Origin of the sequence: Streptomyces sp. NPDC096132, from assembly GCF_044763345.1 — a bacterium.
GTDB lineage: Bacteria > Actinomycetota > Actinomycetes > Streptomycetales > Streptomycetaceae > Streptomyces.
In genome coordinates, this window is sequence record NZ_JBIWGA010000006.1 from 117,087 (window position 1) to 128,728 (window position 11,642).

The following is an 11,642-nucleotide window of genomic DNA, read 5'->3' on the forward strand; positions in this document are numbered from 1 at the left end:
GGCTCCACTTCCAGTATGACGTCGGCCGACCGGGCCCGGCAGCGCGTACTCACCACGCCACCCCGCCTCCGCAGTCCGCCCACAGCAGTTTGCCGCCCTTCGACGCGCCCAGTTCGCGCAGCACGGAGACGCCGATCTCGTCGGCACAGGCCCGTACGAGGTGCAGACCCCGGCCGCCTTCCGTGTCCGGTGGTGGTGCGGTGGGGGTCTCTGCCGAGAAGGCGGGCGGGATCCTGGGGTCCGTGTCCCATACGGCGACCCGTAGGCGGCCGGGGTGCGGGGACAGTACGCGTAGGGAGTACGGGCCCTTCGTGTGACAGTGCGAGTTGGCGAGCAGCTCGCCCGCGACCAGCTCCGCCGTAGGGGTCAGCTCGCCCAGGTCATGGGCGGCGAGGATCAGTCTGAGGGTGCCTCGGGCGATACCCGGTGCGCGTGGATCCCGGGGAAGGTGCAGGGTGTAGTTCCAGGACGGGGATACGGTGGGCATGGAAGTCTCCGGTCACTGAGGGGAGTTGGACGGGTGCCTGGTGTCATTGCCGCGGCGTTCCACGGTGCGCTTCCGGGCGGGGCGCCTGAACATGAAGATAGGGCGCAGCAAATGTCATTTGCGAGCTTTCAAGATACTTCCGCTTATATCTCGCTCGTGTGAGTGACCCAACTGAACGTGCGTCCAAGAGGAGTGCATGTGCCCGCAAGACCCCCTCTGACGGCCCGTCGCCTCCGGGTCGCCGCAGAGCTGCGCAAGATGCGGGAGCGCGCGGGCATAACAGCTACCGAAGCCGCGCGTACTCTCGGAACGAGTCAAGGGCAGCTCAGCAACGTCGAGTCGGGCCGCTTCGGGGTGAGCCCCGAGCGTCTCAGGGCACTCGCCCGCATCTACTCCTGCCCGGATCCGGAGTTCATCGAGGCCCTCGTCGACATGGCCACCGACAGGACGTGCGGCTGGTGGGAGTCGTATCGCGAAGTGCTGCCATCAGGCCTTCTCGACCTGGCCGAACTGGAGCACCATGCCACGGCGGTGCGGACCGCGTACACATCTCACATGCCCGGACTGCTCCAGACCCCCGATCACGCGCGGGAGATCTTCCGGCACATCATCCCGGCACCCACCCCGCCCGAGATCGAGCACCGCGTTTCCCATCGGATCAAACGGCAGGGCCTGCTCTATGGGGCAAACCCGACTCCGTACCGAACCGTCGTGCACGAAGCGGCCCTCCACATGGGCGTCGGCGGCCGGAGTGTGGCGCGTGGCCAGCTGCGACATCTGCTCGACATGGGAGGGCAGGACCACATCACAATCCGTGTACTGCCTTTCGGTATCGGCGCGTTCCCCGGATCGGGGCAGTCCATCAACTACCTGTACGGTCCCGTCCCCCAGCTCGATACCGCGCAACTCGACCAGTTCCACGGCCCCGTGCTTCTCGACGCCGAGGCCCACCTGCAGAAATACCGCCGTCTCCTCGACATCGTGGAAGGCACCGCGTTGACCCCCGAGAAGTCACTGGACCTGATCCACTCCATCGCCCAGACCATCTGAAGGATCCGACATGTCCCACAGCCCCTGGCAGAAGTCCTCGTACTGCCAAGAAGGCGACGCCTGCGTCCACATATCCGCCGGCCCCCACCCCCAAGCCATCCACCTCACCGAGTCCGCCGACCCCACCCACACCGTCCTCACCACCACCCACACCGCCTTCGCCGCCCTGCTCCGCGCCCTCAACCCGCAGTGACCGGATGAGCGATGAGGCCTTCAGTGAGTCGTTTCCAACCTGGGTGATCGGCAGGCGACTTGGCGTGGGAACGGTGTTGGGGAAGAGATGAAGCTCCTGGTAGATGGGTTGTCGACTAAGATCAACCTGTTCGCCTGGAGCTTCACGTGCTTGTCTATCCATCGGTAATCGATCTGTCCAGCGCGACCCTGCGTTACCTGACCGGCCTACTCGCCGCAGGCGTCGGGAGCGCGGGACACGGTGGCGCAGGCTGACCTGCGGCCGACAGGCCCTGCTTGTTCTGGCCCACCTGTGGTGCGGTCACACCTACACCCAGCTCGCGGCCGGGTTCGGCGTCGGCGTCACCACCGTCTATCGGTACGTCGCAGAGGCGGTTGAGATCCTGGCCGCCCACGCCCCCCGACCTCGCAACTGCCGTCCGCTCCGCGAGCCGCAAGGCGTTCGTGATCCTGGACGGCACCCTGCTGCCGATCGATCGGATCGCTGCCGACCGCCCCTTCTACTCTGGCAAGCACAAGAAGCACGGTATGAATGTGCAGGTCATCGCCGATCCCCTCGGTCGGCTACTGTGGGCCTCGCCCCGTTGCCCGGCGCAGTCCACGACGTCAAAGCCGCCCGCACGCACGGCATCGTCGACGCCCTGACCGACGCCGGTGTGCGCTGCTGGGCCGACAAGGGCTACCAGGGAGCCGGCGGTACCGTCTGCGTCCCCTACCACGGCCGCTGGGACAAGCTCTCCGCAGGTCAGCGGGCCGTGAACGTCTCCCACGCCAAGATCCGCACTCTCGGCGAGCAGGCCATCGCAGCCCTGAAGACCTGGCGGCTGCTGCGCAAGCTCCGCTGCAGCACCACGCGCATCACCGACCTGGTCAAAGCCATCCTCGCCCTCCATCGGGTGCCATCACGCTGAGTCGAAAAGTGGCTCACGGCCATCCAGGGCATCATCACCCGGCGCCCGCACGGCGGCGCACCCTGATGCCGGACGAGACAGCGGTCACAGGGCACGCCACGCACGTGCCCGGCGCGACAATCACCATCGTCGCCGCCAGGCGTCAGCCACGATCTGAGCGGGTCCCGTTTCGTTGACCGGGGCCGCGACCACCGTCCCGGCCCGGCTCAGGGCGCCAGCACAACCCTGCCGAACACCTTCCCCGCGTCCATCTCACGGTGGGCCAGCACCGCCTGGTCCAGCGGCAACACTGCATGCACGACTGTGCGCAGGTCACCGTGCGCAGCATCGGCGAAGTGGGACGACCGAACGGCCTGCCGGTCGGGGCCGGGCACGGTGTCAGAGCTGAAAGTGGCGAACGACAACGACCTGCGGAAGGCGTCCATCAGCCGCATGCCGAAGTCCGCCGGCGGCTGCCCACCGACCACACCGACAGCCACGTACCGCCCGTTGGAGGTCAACTTGTCCAGGAAAAGGGGAAGCTGGGCACCCCCCACGACATCGATCACCACGTCGAAGCCCGCCGGTGCGTCCGGGCCGCCCTCACCGGAGCGGTCAAGGACATGGGTCGCGCCCAAGTCCCGCAGGCGGGCGCCACGCTCCACCGACGAGGTGGTGACCGCCACCGCGCTCGCACCGCCCCTGGCTGCGAGCTGGACCGCCGTAATCCCGATGCTGCCCGCGGCACCGCGCACGAGCACCGTCTCGTCGGACGTGAAACGGGCCTGGTCCAGGGCGAAGTGGGCGACCACGCCGGAGCCGCCGAGGGTCACCGCGTCAGCGCCGGTCAGGCCGTCGGGCAGCGGAAGGACGTCCTCGATCAAGGCGACGGCCTGCTCGGCGTACCCACCGGACAGGCCGGTGAACGCCCACACCCGCCGCCCGATCCACGCGGCGTCCACGCCCGCTCCCACCGCTGTGACCTTTCCCGCGACCTCGCTGCCCAGGATATGGCCCTCCCGGAAGCCGTAGGCGGCAAGCGTTCCCCGGCGGATCACGGCGTCCACGCCGCCTACCCCGATCGCCTCCGTGGCGATCCGCACCTGCCCCGGGGCAGGAACGGGCACGGGCACATCGACGATCTCCAGGCCATCGGGGTCTCCGAACGTCCTGATCACGACGGCTTTCATCTCGGCTCCTCGGGTCGGTGGAAGGACGGATCGCAGCTGCTGCGGCCGCGGGCGTCGAGCCGGCCCCCACGGCCGGGGCACCACCGGCGAAGTGCCGGGACGGGGCGGCAGCACCGCCATCGGACCGTAACGGACGCCCCCGTCCGTTTGGCTAAAGTGAGAAACGATGACCAGTCGTTTGCCTCAGACCGTGCGCTCCGACGCCCGTGACAACCGGGCCCGCATCCTGGACGCCGCCCGCGCGGTGTTCGGGGAAGAGGGCCTGAGTGCGCCCATGCGCGAGGTCGCCCGGCACGCAGGCGTCGGCCCCGCCACGCTGTACCGGCACTTCCCGGCCAAACAGGCACTGATCGCGGAGACCTTCGCCGAGCAGCGGCGAGCCTGCCACGCCGCCGTCCGCGACGCCCTTTCGGACCCGGACCCGTGGCACGGATTCCGGAGCCTGATCGAGCGGATCTGCGAACTCCACGCGCACAGCCGGGGATTCGCCGACGCCTTCATGACGGCCTTCCCCGAGGCCATGGACTTCGCCGCCGACCAAGAGCAGACTCTGCGCGCGGTCGGAGAACTGGCCCGCCGCGCCCAGGAGACCGGCCAGCTGCGCCCCGGCTTCGTCGTCGACGACCTGACCCTCATGCTCATGGCCCACCGGGGCCTCCAAAGCACGCCGCGTGCCACCCGGGCCACGGCCTCCCGCCGCTTCGCCGCCTACGTGATCGAGGCGTTCCGCGCCGCACCAGAGACGGGAGCGCCTACGCCGCTGCCGCCAGCACCACGCCTGCAGCTCACAGACTCCCCCAGCACGCCGTAAATTCCATCACCTGCAGGTCCGTCAACCGCGCAGCAAGACAGCCTTGCCGGGTCCCTGCCGCAGCCAGGTTGGAAAGGCTCACTGCCTTTGACCAGCCACCCACTGCCGACCAGCCGAGCCACCTATAGCAGAAACGAGTGCCCACACTTCTCGTACGTCATAGTTACGCCAGAGATTTCCACGCGGTCAGAGTTCCGAAAACACCGGCCACAACTCGGAAACTCATCTTGGTCAACATGCAGGATGATCTCGCCGAGCACCGGCACAGCCACTCCTTCTCGAGCCAAAACATCCCGCACCACGGGCCTTGCCGCGTCATCAAGCTTCACCACGGTCCCCCTCCAGAGCATGTCCGCAGCCGCGCGACTAGACCGCGCATTATAGAGTCTATAGCACACACTAAGCCGCCACACGCCGTGGCTAATCAGAATGGATTGACGGCTTGACCCTCGCGGTGGCCCAGTTCATTGATCTCGTCGAGCGACATACCGAACTTTTCCATTACGAAACGAACGATCATCCAGTAATCAACGATCTCCTCCCTAAACGGACCGAAATAAGAAACATATAGGGGAATCCACCTAAGGAGATCCCGCACAGCTTCGCTTTTACCGATGTTCCGACTGTGATCACCAAAAGCTACCGTTCGATGGTGTATGAAATTCCCACCTGGCAGACTCTCGCACAGTTTCGCGTAAAATTCGGTCTGAAGTATGAGCTCATGCCATACATCGTCCACAGAATCTACGAGTGGAATAAAGCCGCTTCCCTCGATGGAGCGGATATAAAGAAACTTGAGACACTCTTCGAGTTGCAGCGCGAACTCACGCTCCTCTCGACCGGAGAGGCGCATACGAAGGGTGGAGATTATCTCTTCAGGAACGTAGGACATAACATCAACCATTTAAACTCCACTCCAAGCGCAAAGAATTGAGCATCCCGAGGGCACCAACCCTCGGGATGCTTACCCTGCCGACCTAGCGTCCCGGCCTTCCATCCGGGGCGGTGCACTCCTGTGCTGCTGCATCGAGGTCGTCGATCATCTCTTCCTCGATAACACGCTGAATTTCCTCAAGTGAAAGCATTCTCTCCTCCTCCCACCAAACAAAAATGACACTCACTGACCGCCGAAAGAGATTAATCGACCCACCGAAAAGTGTCCACAGGGCAATGCCGGGAATATCCCAAAATATCTTGAATGAAGCTCGTCGCGCATAGATTATGGCGACAAATACTGCACATTGCCATGATTTTTCGTTAACAGTCTTTGCCTTGCTCTGCCCCTGCGGCATTCCAAATGGCCTGGCACTTCGACCGATCTAAGCTCCTTCCCGATGCCCTCATGCATGCAGCACCCGAGGCCATCTCAGTCAGCTCAACCTGGACCATTGCGAAACTGCCTACCAAAACACGGTCATCCCAACCAATCCACCTCCGGTGCGCCCTTGCAGCCCTCGTCGCGGAAGGGTGATCTGGTTTCCGTCAAGTCCGCGTAAGGCCTGATCACCAAGGGCGCAGCCCGCCACCACCCACCAACTCCTCGTCGTCCGACTCATAGCGTTGGTGGTTGCTACGGGTGACCGAGGCATCCGGCTAGGAAACGGTGAGGTACCGGTGTCAGCGGGTGGAGTCGTTCGCCGGGACGGCAAAAGTCAAGCATTCGCCGACCTCGTGGTGATGGTGGTGTCCTCGGTGGTATGGCTCGTGGGCTCGTCGGTGCCCGAGCCGCAGCTCGCCGTCCAGAGCACCACGAAGGCCGCTGCCGCCATGCCAAGAGACCTGTCCGCAAAGGTCATCGACTGTCCCCGTCCCCGTCATCGATCATGACCGCCGGGAGGCTAGCACCCGGTCCCGCCCTCCCCCTCCGCCAGCTCCGCCACCACCGCCGCATGGTCCGACGGCCACACCCCGTCCACCGGACCGAGCCCCGCCCGCCGTACGTCACGGACGTGTCCCTCGCCGACCGGGCCGGGTGGGCCCACGTGGATGTAGTCGATGCGGGCGGGGGGTTCCAGGACGCGGGCCGCGTAGGGGTTCTCCGGGGTCCAGGTGGCGGAGGGGGCGGACGGGGCGGCGTAGTCCCAGGCGTCGTAGAGGATCTGGCCGGGGACGGCCGGTGGGGTGCGGTAGCCGCCGAAGAGGCGGACCTCGTCGGAGTCGGGCCAGGCGTTGAAGTCGCCGGTGACGATCGGCGGGTGCGGGGTGTCGCCCGTCCAGCGGGAGACGAACTCCGCCAGGGCGGTGACCTGTTCGCGGCGGACCGCGGAGGCGCCCAGGGTCGACGTGAGGTGGGTGGTGAAGAAGGGGATGTCGTACGACCCGGTCGCCAGGCGGGTGTACAGCGCCAGGCGGCCGTCGGCCAGTTCGGGCGGGGCCGGGAGGAGGAGGGTCTCCTGTTCGGTCACCGGCCAGCGGCTGAGGACCGCGTTGCCTATGTCGACGCCGTCGGAGTCGGAGGCGGCGATCCGGCGGCGCCAGCGTTCGGGGGCCGGGGACGGGGCCCAGGCGCAGTGCAGGCCCAGGTCGGCCGCGAGCCACTCCGCCAGGTTCTCGCCGTCCGCCGCCGCCCACACCTCCTGCAGGGCGACCACGTCGGGACGCAGGTCGCGCAGGACGGCGAGGATCGCCTTCTGCCGCTCACGCCACGGGCCGAAGCGCCACCACAGGTTCCAGGTCACCACTCGCACGCCCAGCCACCCGCTCTCCTCCGTACCGGCCCACCATTCAAGCAACAGTTCCGGTCGGCGGTACGCGGGAATCGCACGAACGTCTCAGTACCGCTGGGCCTTGGCGATCTCGGCGGTCAGCGGGGGTTCGGGGGGCTTGCGGCTGATGGCGAGCGGATGGGCGCTGCCGCCCGGTGCCAGGTCCTCGGCGCCGACGAAGCGGGTCTCGACGACCTTGCCGTCGGAGTCACGGAAGTCGACCTGGACGGCGTAGGAGGCGGTGCTGTCCGTGCGGTTGGTGATGTTCACGACGACGGCGAGCAGACCGCCCGTCTCGGATCTCGGCTTGCCCGTGAGGGAGACGTCGGCGGTCGCGTTGCCCCGGCCGTCGACGTCCTCGAGTTCCTTCTGTGCGGCCGCGTTGGCCCGCGCGACCTCCGCCGACACCGACGCCTCGAACTCGGAGGCCCGGGCCGAGGCCGAGGACGCCGCGGCGGAGGCCGCCGCGCGGGCGGACTCCTTGACGGACTCGCCGAGCGACGCGAGAGCGGAGGGCACCGAGCCGGCGGAGAAGGACGCGGTGTCGGCGGCCGTGGGGGTGGGGGTGAAGGAGGCCCCGCCGTTGTCGTCGCCGTCCCCGCCGCACGCGACGAGGGACGCGGTGCCCGCGGCGGCCAGGGCCAGCCCGGCGAGCACGGTCGCGACCCGGGGACGCGAGGCGGGGCGGGCCCGGGTCCGGGTCCGTCGCGGTGGTCTCCTGGGCTCCGACGCCTCGGCGCTCATGGGATGGGGTCCTTTCCGGCCGGATTCACACCCTTCAGCCAGATACATCCTGCATGGCGCGGACCGGTACGGCCACTCCGGCGGCGACCTGTGACTCCGCCGGTGGCAAGGTGGGGCACATCCCTGGCCACCTCTCGCCGGAAGGCACAACGGATCATGTCCGAACCGCGCCGCCCCGACCTCCGCTTCCGCGCGACCACCGCGATCCAGCGGTACGTCGCCAACCCCCTCATGCGCCGCCTGCCCTTCCACACCCTCCTGGAGACCACCGGACGCGTCTCCGGTGAGCCCCGGCGCACCCCGCTGGGCGGCCGCCGCATCGGCGACACGTTCTGGCTGGTCTCGGAGTTCGGGGAGCGGTCGCAGTACGTCCGCAACATCAAGGCCGATCCGCGGGTGCGGGTGCGGATCGGGGGGCGGTGGCACCACGGCACCGCCCACCTGCTGCCCGACGACGACCCGGTCGCCCGGCTGCGCACCCTCCCCAAGGCCAACAGCACGGCCGTACGGGCACTGGGGACGGGGCTGCTGACGATACGGGTGGATCTCACCGACTGACGGGCAGCCTTCACGAAAAAGGCAGTGGCCCCCTCGCGCCGGGGGCCACTGCCGTCGTGCTGTCGAACTACTTCGCCGGCTTGTAGAAGGCGTACGTCGCGGTGTACTGGACGCCGAGCTGCTCGGTTCCCGTGCAGGCGGTGGTCGGGGCGACGCCGCCGGTCGTGTTCAGGCGCTGGATGTAGGAGACGTCCGCGAAGACTCCGGTGCCCCGGGTGGCCGTGGACTTCAGGAGAACCTCGGGGATGGTGCCCTCCTTGGGGGAGGTGGCGACCGCGGAGGCGTTGACGGCGCTGCCGTCCACCGTGGACACCCAGACGGGGCCGCGGGAGTGCAGGGCGATGGTGCGGCCTCTCTTGTCCGTGAGCGTGGCGGCGGGCTCCAGGAGCTTCCAGGCACCGTCGGTGCAGGTGTAGGTCTGCACACCCCGGGCGGAGAAGACGCCGGTCAGCTTGTTGCCGTCGGGGACCGCGATCGCGGCGGGAGCCTTGACGGGGGCGAGGGCGGCGGCGGAGGTGGTGGCGGCACCGGCCGTCGTGCCCAGGAAGGTGCCGGCGGCCGCGATACCGACGGCCGTGGTGGTGAGGACGAGACGCTTGGCGAGCTTCAAGTGTGGTCTCCAGAACGGTTTCTGAATGTCTTTCAACGGGTAGACAGAGCTGATGTCCGTGTCCCCCTGGGCCGGGACGCTACGGGGCTACCGGAGGGTTCCAAGCCCGGTTGGCCGTTTTGGGTCCTCCGGCACCGCACTGTCTGCACGCCCGGGACAGCCCCGTAGCGCCAAAGGGCACCCACGCCGGTGACCTTGTGTGCGCTGAGGCGTCGTCAGCAGGTGCACAGTCCCCCCGCGGTTCTTCCCACACCCTGACCACTTCCTGATAACCGCGCTCCACGCTGGCCCCATGACCGACCGAGAATCCACACATCACAACGGCCCGGCCCGCCTCGTCCCGGCCCGGTCCGCCCTGGCACTGCTGTCCGTCTCGGTGTGCCTGCTGGCCGGCTGCGCCACCGGGGCGTCGGACGCGAAGAACCCCGCCGGCGCCCCGGCGAAGACACCGGTGCAGGCCGCCGGGGCGGCGACGGGGGCCCGACTGGACCTGCACGCCACCGACGGGCAGGAACATGTCCCGGTCACCGCCGGCGGCCGGGTCACGGTCGAAGGGGGCACGATCACCGAGGTGTCCCTGTCCACCGCGGACGGTCGGGCGGTGACGGGCGAACGGTCCCCGGACAAGAAGAGCTGGGCCCCCTCGGGCGACCTGAAGCACGGAACGACCTACCGGCTGACCGCCGCGGCCACCGACGCCGACGGCCACCGGGTGAGCAGGGCCGTGACGTTCACGACCCTTGCCGAGGCAGACCGGTTCACCGGCAAGCACACCCCGGAGAACGGCTCCACGGTGGGCGTGGGCATGCCCGTCTCGTTCACCTTCGACAAACCGATCACCGACAAGAAGGCCGTCGAGTCCGCCATCGAGGTGAGTGCCGACAGCGGACAGACCGTCGTGGGCCACTGGTTCGGCGGACAGCGCCTCGACTTCCGCCCGCGGGAGTACTGGAAGGCCCACTCCACGGTCACCGTCAGGATCCGCCTCGCCGGAGTGAAAGGGGCCGCCGGCGCGTACGGCGAACAGGACAAGACCCTCCGCTTCAAGGTCGGGCGCGGTCAGGTGTCCACCGTGGACGCCGCCGCGCACACCATGAAGGTCGTCCAGGACGGCACCACCGTGCGGAACATACCGATCACCGCGGGCGCCGCCTCGTCGCCCACCTGGAACGGGCAGATGGTCATCTCCGAGAAGCTGATCTCGACGCGGATGAACGGCGCCACGGTCGGTTTCGCCGGCCAGTACGACATCCCCGACGTCCCGCACGCCATGCGCCTGTCCACCTCGGGCACCTTCATTCACGGCAACTACTGGGGAGACGACTCCGTCTTCGGCCGGTCCAACATCAGCCACGGCTGTGTGGGGCTCAACGACACCAAGGGCGGCGGCGACTCCGGCCAGGACGCCGCCTGGTTCTACGACAACTCCCTCATCGGCGACGTGGTCGTGGTGAAGAACTCCGACGACAAGGTGATCGCCCCCGACAACGGACTCAACGGCTGGAACATGTCGTGGAACGAGTGGACGGCGGGTTCGGCGCGATGAGGCACCTCTTCTCTTCCCTCGGCTCCCGGCTGCCGGTTCCCGCCGCGGTCCTGGCCCTGGCCCTCGCCCTGGCCGGGTGCGGCGGCCCGGGTGCCGGCGCCGGGACGGAGGGGGTCGCCCCCTCGGCCGCCGCCGGTGCGCAGGACGTCCGGGCCGTCGCGCCCGCCACGGCTGACGCCGGATCCGAGCCGAACGCGGCCGGCGAAGGGGGCATGGACACCCCAACCGCGGCCACGAGCGCTTCCGCGGCGACCGAACTGCCGGGCCTCGGCCCCCGGACGCTCGCCGAGATCCCCGACAACGCCCGCCAGGTCGTCGTCGTCACCGGGAAGGACAAGAACTCCCCCGAATCGCAGGTGGTGCTGTACCGGCGCACCGACGACGCCGGCTGGGCCGCCGGGCATACCTGGGCCGCCCACAACGCGCTCAAGGGCTGGACCGACGACCACCATGCGGGCGACCTGCACTCGCCCATCGGCGTGTTCACCCTCAGCGACGCGGGCGGACTGCTCGCCGACCCGGGCACGAAGCTGCCCTACGACCAGTCCAGCAGCTTCACCATCGGCGGCACCGGATTCGAGGGCGAGTCGCTCGCCGGCTCCTTCGACTACGTGGTCGCGATCGACTACAACCGCAAGCCGGGCACCTCCCCGCTCGACTGGACCCGCCCGCTCGGCACGGGCCGCGGCGGCGGCATCTGGCTGCACGTCGACCACGGGGGACCCACCCACGGCTGTGTCAGCCTCGCGCAGCAGCACATGAAGGAGCTGCTGCTCACGCTCGACCCGGCGCTGCACCCGGTGATCGTGATGGGGGACCGCGCGTCCCTCGAACGGTGACGGGGTAACGGCTCCGGTCG

At 68.3% G+C, this 11,642-nt stretch carries 13 protein-coding genes and 1 pseudogene; 7 read left to right on the forward strand and 7 right to left on the reverse strand.

Features of this window, described 5'->3' with window-relative positions; translation table 11 throughout:
* Positions 1–49 precede the first annotated feature (49 nt).
* Positions 50–487 (reverse strand): ATP-binding protein, encoded by a 438-nt coding sequence (locus tag ACIRF9_RS16195; RefSeq protein ID WP_403821556.1) that lies wholly within the window; start codon positions 485–487, stop codon positions 50–52.
* A 198-nt stretch (positions 488–685) separates the two neighbouring features.
* Here ACIRF9_RS16195 and ACIRF9_RS16200 point away from each other — a divergent pair, with 198 nt between their 5' ends.
* The 3 genes and pseudogenes from ACIRF9_RS16200 (at position 686) to ACIRF9_RS16210 (ending at position 2,640) form a co-directional block, all read left to right on the forward strand.
* Positions 686–1,537: a helix-turn-helix transcriptional regulator gene (locus ACIRF9_RS16200; RefSeq protein WP_403821559.1), complete on the forward strand. Its 852-nt coding sequence runs from the start codon at positions 686–688 to the stop codon at positions 1,535–1,537.
* A 10-nt stretch (positions 1,538–1,547) separates the two neighbouring features.
* On the forward strand, positions 1,548–1,730 hold the full coding sequence (locus tag ACIRF9_RS16205) for a DUF397 domain-containing protein (RefSeq protein ID WP_403821562.1): 183 nt from the start codon (positions 1,548–1,550) through the stop codon (positions 1,728–1,730).
* A gap of 146 nt (positions 1,731–1,876) precedes the next feature.
* Positions 1,877–2,640, forward strand: a pseudogene (locus tag ACIRF9_RS16210) (transposase family protein).
* A gap of 206 nt (positions 2,641–2,846) precedes the next feature.
* Here ACIRF9_RS16210 and ACIRF9_RS16215 read toward each other — a convergent pair.
* Positions 2,847–3,809, reverse strand: coding sequence for a zinc-binding dehydrogenase (locus ACIRF9_RS16215; protein ID WP_403821564.1), 963 nt, complete (start codon positions 3,807–3,809; stop codon positions 2,847–2,849).
* A 166-nt stretch (positions 3,810–3,975) separates the two neighbouring features.
* On the opposite strand from ACIRF9_RS16215, the gene ACIRF9_RS16220 reads away from it, so the two are divergent.
* On the forward strand, positions 3,976–4,620 hold the full coding sequence (locus ACIRF9_RS16220; RefSeq protein WP_403821567.1) for a TetR/AcrR family transcriptional regulator: 645 nt from the start codon (positions 3,976–3,978) through the stop codon (positions 4,618–4,620).
* A gap of 424 nt (positions 4,621–5,044) precedes the next feature.
* Here ACIRF9_RS16220 and ACIRF9_RS16225 read toward each other — a convergent pair whose 3' ends face one another.
* The 4 genes from ACIRF9_RS16225 to ACIRF9_RS16240 form a co-directional block, all read right to left on the reverse strand.
* Positions 5,045–5,512 carry a hypothetical protein gene (locus ACIRF9_RS16225; RefSeq protein WP_403821570.1) on the reverse strand — a complete coding sequence of 156 codons (468 nt, stop codon included), beginning with the start codon at positions 5,510–5,512 and terminating at the stop codon, positions 5,045–5,047.
* Between the two features lie 85 nt (positions 5,513–5,597).
* Positions 5,598–5,912 (reverse strand): hypothetical protein, encoded by a 315-nt coding sequence (locus tag ACIRF9_RS16230; RefSeq protein WP_403821573.1) that lies wholly within the window; start codon positions 5,910–5,912, stop codon positions 5,598–5,600.
* A 546-nt stretch (positions 5,913–6,458) separates the two neighbouring features.
* Positions 6,459–7,307, reverse strand: a complete 849-nt coding sequence (locus ACIRF9_RS16235) for an endonuclease/exonuclease/phosphatase family protein (RefSeq protein ID WP_403821576.1) — start codon at positions 7,305–7,307, stop codon at positions 6,459–6,461.
* A gap of 84 nt (positions 7,308–7,391) precedes the next feature.
* The gene (locus ACIRF9_RS16240) at positions 7,392–8,069 is read right to left on the reverse strand and encodes a hypothetical protein (RefSeq protein WP_403821579.1); all 678 of its coding nucleotides are present in this window, start codon (positions 8,067–8,069) and stop codon (positions 7,392–7,394) included.
* Positions 8,070–8,225: 156 nt separating this feature from the next.
* On the opposite strand from ACIRF9_RS16240, the gene ACIRF9_RS16245 reads away from it, so the two are divergent.
* Complete coding sequence (locus tag ACIRF9_RS16245; RefSeq protein WP_403821582.1) at positions 8,226–8,627, forward strand: nitroreductase/quinone reductase family protein; 402 nt, start codon at positions 8,226–8,228, stop codon at positions 8,625–8,627.
* 67 nt (positions 8,628–8,694) lie between these two features.
* Here ACIRF9_RS16245 and ACIRF9_RS16250 read toward each other — a convergent pair whose 3' ends face one another.
* Positions 8,695–9,237 (reverse strand): DUF3455 domain-containing protein, encoded by a 543-nt coding sequence (locus ACIRF9_RS16250; RefSeq protein ID WP_403821586.1) that lies wholly within the window; start codon positions 9,235–9,237, stop codon positions 8,695–8,697.
* A 292-nt stretch (positions 9,238–9,529) separates the two neighbouring features.
* Here ACIRF9_RS16250 and ACIRF9_RS16255 point away from each other — a divergent pair, with 292 nt between their 5' ends.
* Entirely contained in the window at positions 9,530–10,783 is a 1,254-nt protein-coding gene (locus ACIRF9_RS16255; RefSeq protein ID WP_403821589.1) for an Ig-like domain-containing protein, read from the forward strand.
* A complete protein-coding gene (locus tag ACIRF9_RS16260) occupies positions 10,780–11,622 on the forward strand; it encodes a L,D-transpeptidase family protein (protein ID WP_403822424.1) in 843 nt (280 codons plus the stop codon). The genes ACIRF9_RS16255 and ACIRF9_RS16260 overlap by 4 nt, the downstream gene beginning before the upstream one ends.
* The last annotated feature ends 20 nt before the right edge of the window (positions 11,623–11,642 follow it).

Excerpts from the sequence above, each read along its gene's own strand:
- ACIRF9_RS16195 (WP_403821556.1), bottom strand. The coding sequence starts at position 487 with ATGCCCACCGTATCCCCGTCCTGGAACTACACCCTGCACCTTCCCCGG.
- ACIRF9_RS16205 (WP_403821562.1), top strand. The coding sequence starts at position 1,548 with ATGTCCCACAGCCCCTGGCAGAAGTCCTCGTACTGCCAAGAAGGCGAC.
- ACIRF9_RS16215 (WP_403821564.1), bottom strand. The coding sequence starts at position 3,809 with ATGAAAGCCGTCGTGATCAGGACGTTCGGAGACCCCGATGGCCTGGAG.
- ACIRF9_RS16220 (WP_403821567.1), top strand. The coding sequence starts at position 3,976 with ATGACCAGTCGTTTGCCTCAGACCGTGCGCTCCGACGCCCGTGACAAC.
- ACIRF9_RS16225 (WP_403821570.1), bottom strand. The coding sequence starts at position 5,512 with ATGTCCTACGTTCCTGAAGAGATAATCTCCACCCTTCGTATGCGCCTC.
- ACIRF9_RS16230 (WP_403821573.1), bottom strand. The coding sequence starts at position 5,912 with ATGCCGCAGGGGCAGAGCAAGGCAAAGACTGTTAACGAAAAATCATGG.
- ACIRF9_RS16240 (WP_403821579.1), bottom strand. The coding sequence starts at position 8,069 with ATGAGCGCCGAGGCGTCGGAGCCCAGGAGACCACCGCGACGGACCCGG.
- ACIRF9_RS16245 (WP_403821582.1), top strand. The coding sequence starts at position 8,226 with ATGTCCGAACCGCGCCGCCCCGACCTCCGCTTCCGCGCGACCACCGCG.
- ACIRF9_RS16255 (WP_403821589.1), top strand. The coding sequence starts at position 9,530 with ATGACCGACCGAGAATCCACACATCACAACGGCCCGGCCCGCCTCGTC.
- ACIRF9_RS16260 (WP_403822424.1), top strand. The coding sequence starts at position 10,780 with ATGAGGCACCTCTTCTCTTCCCTCGGCTCCCGGCTGCCGGTTCCCGCC.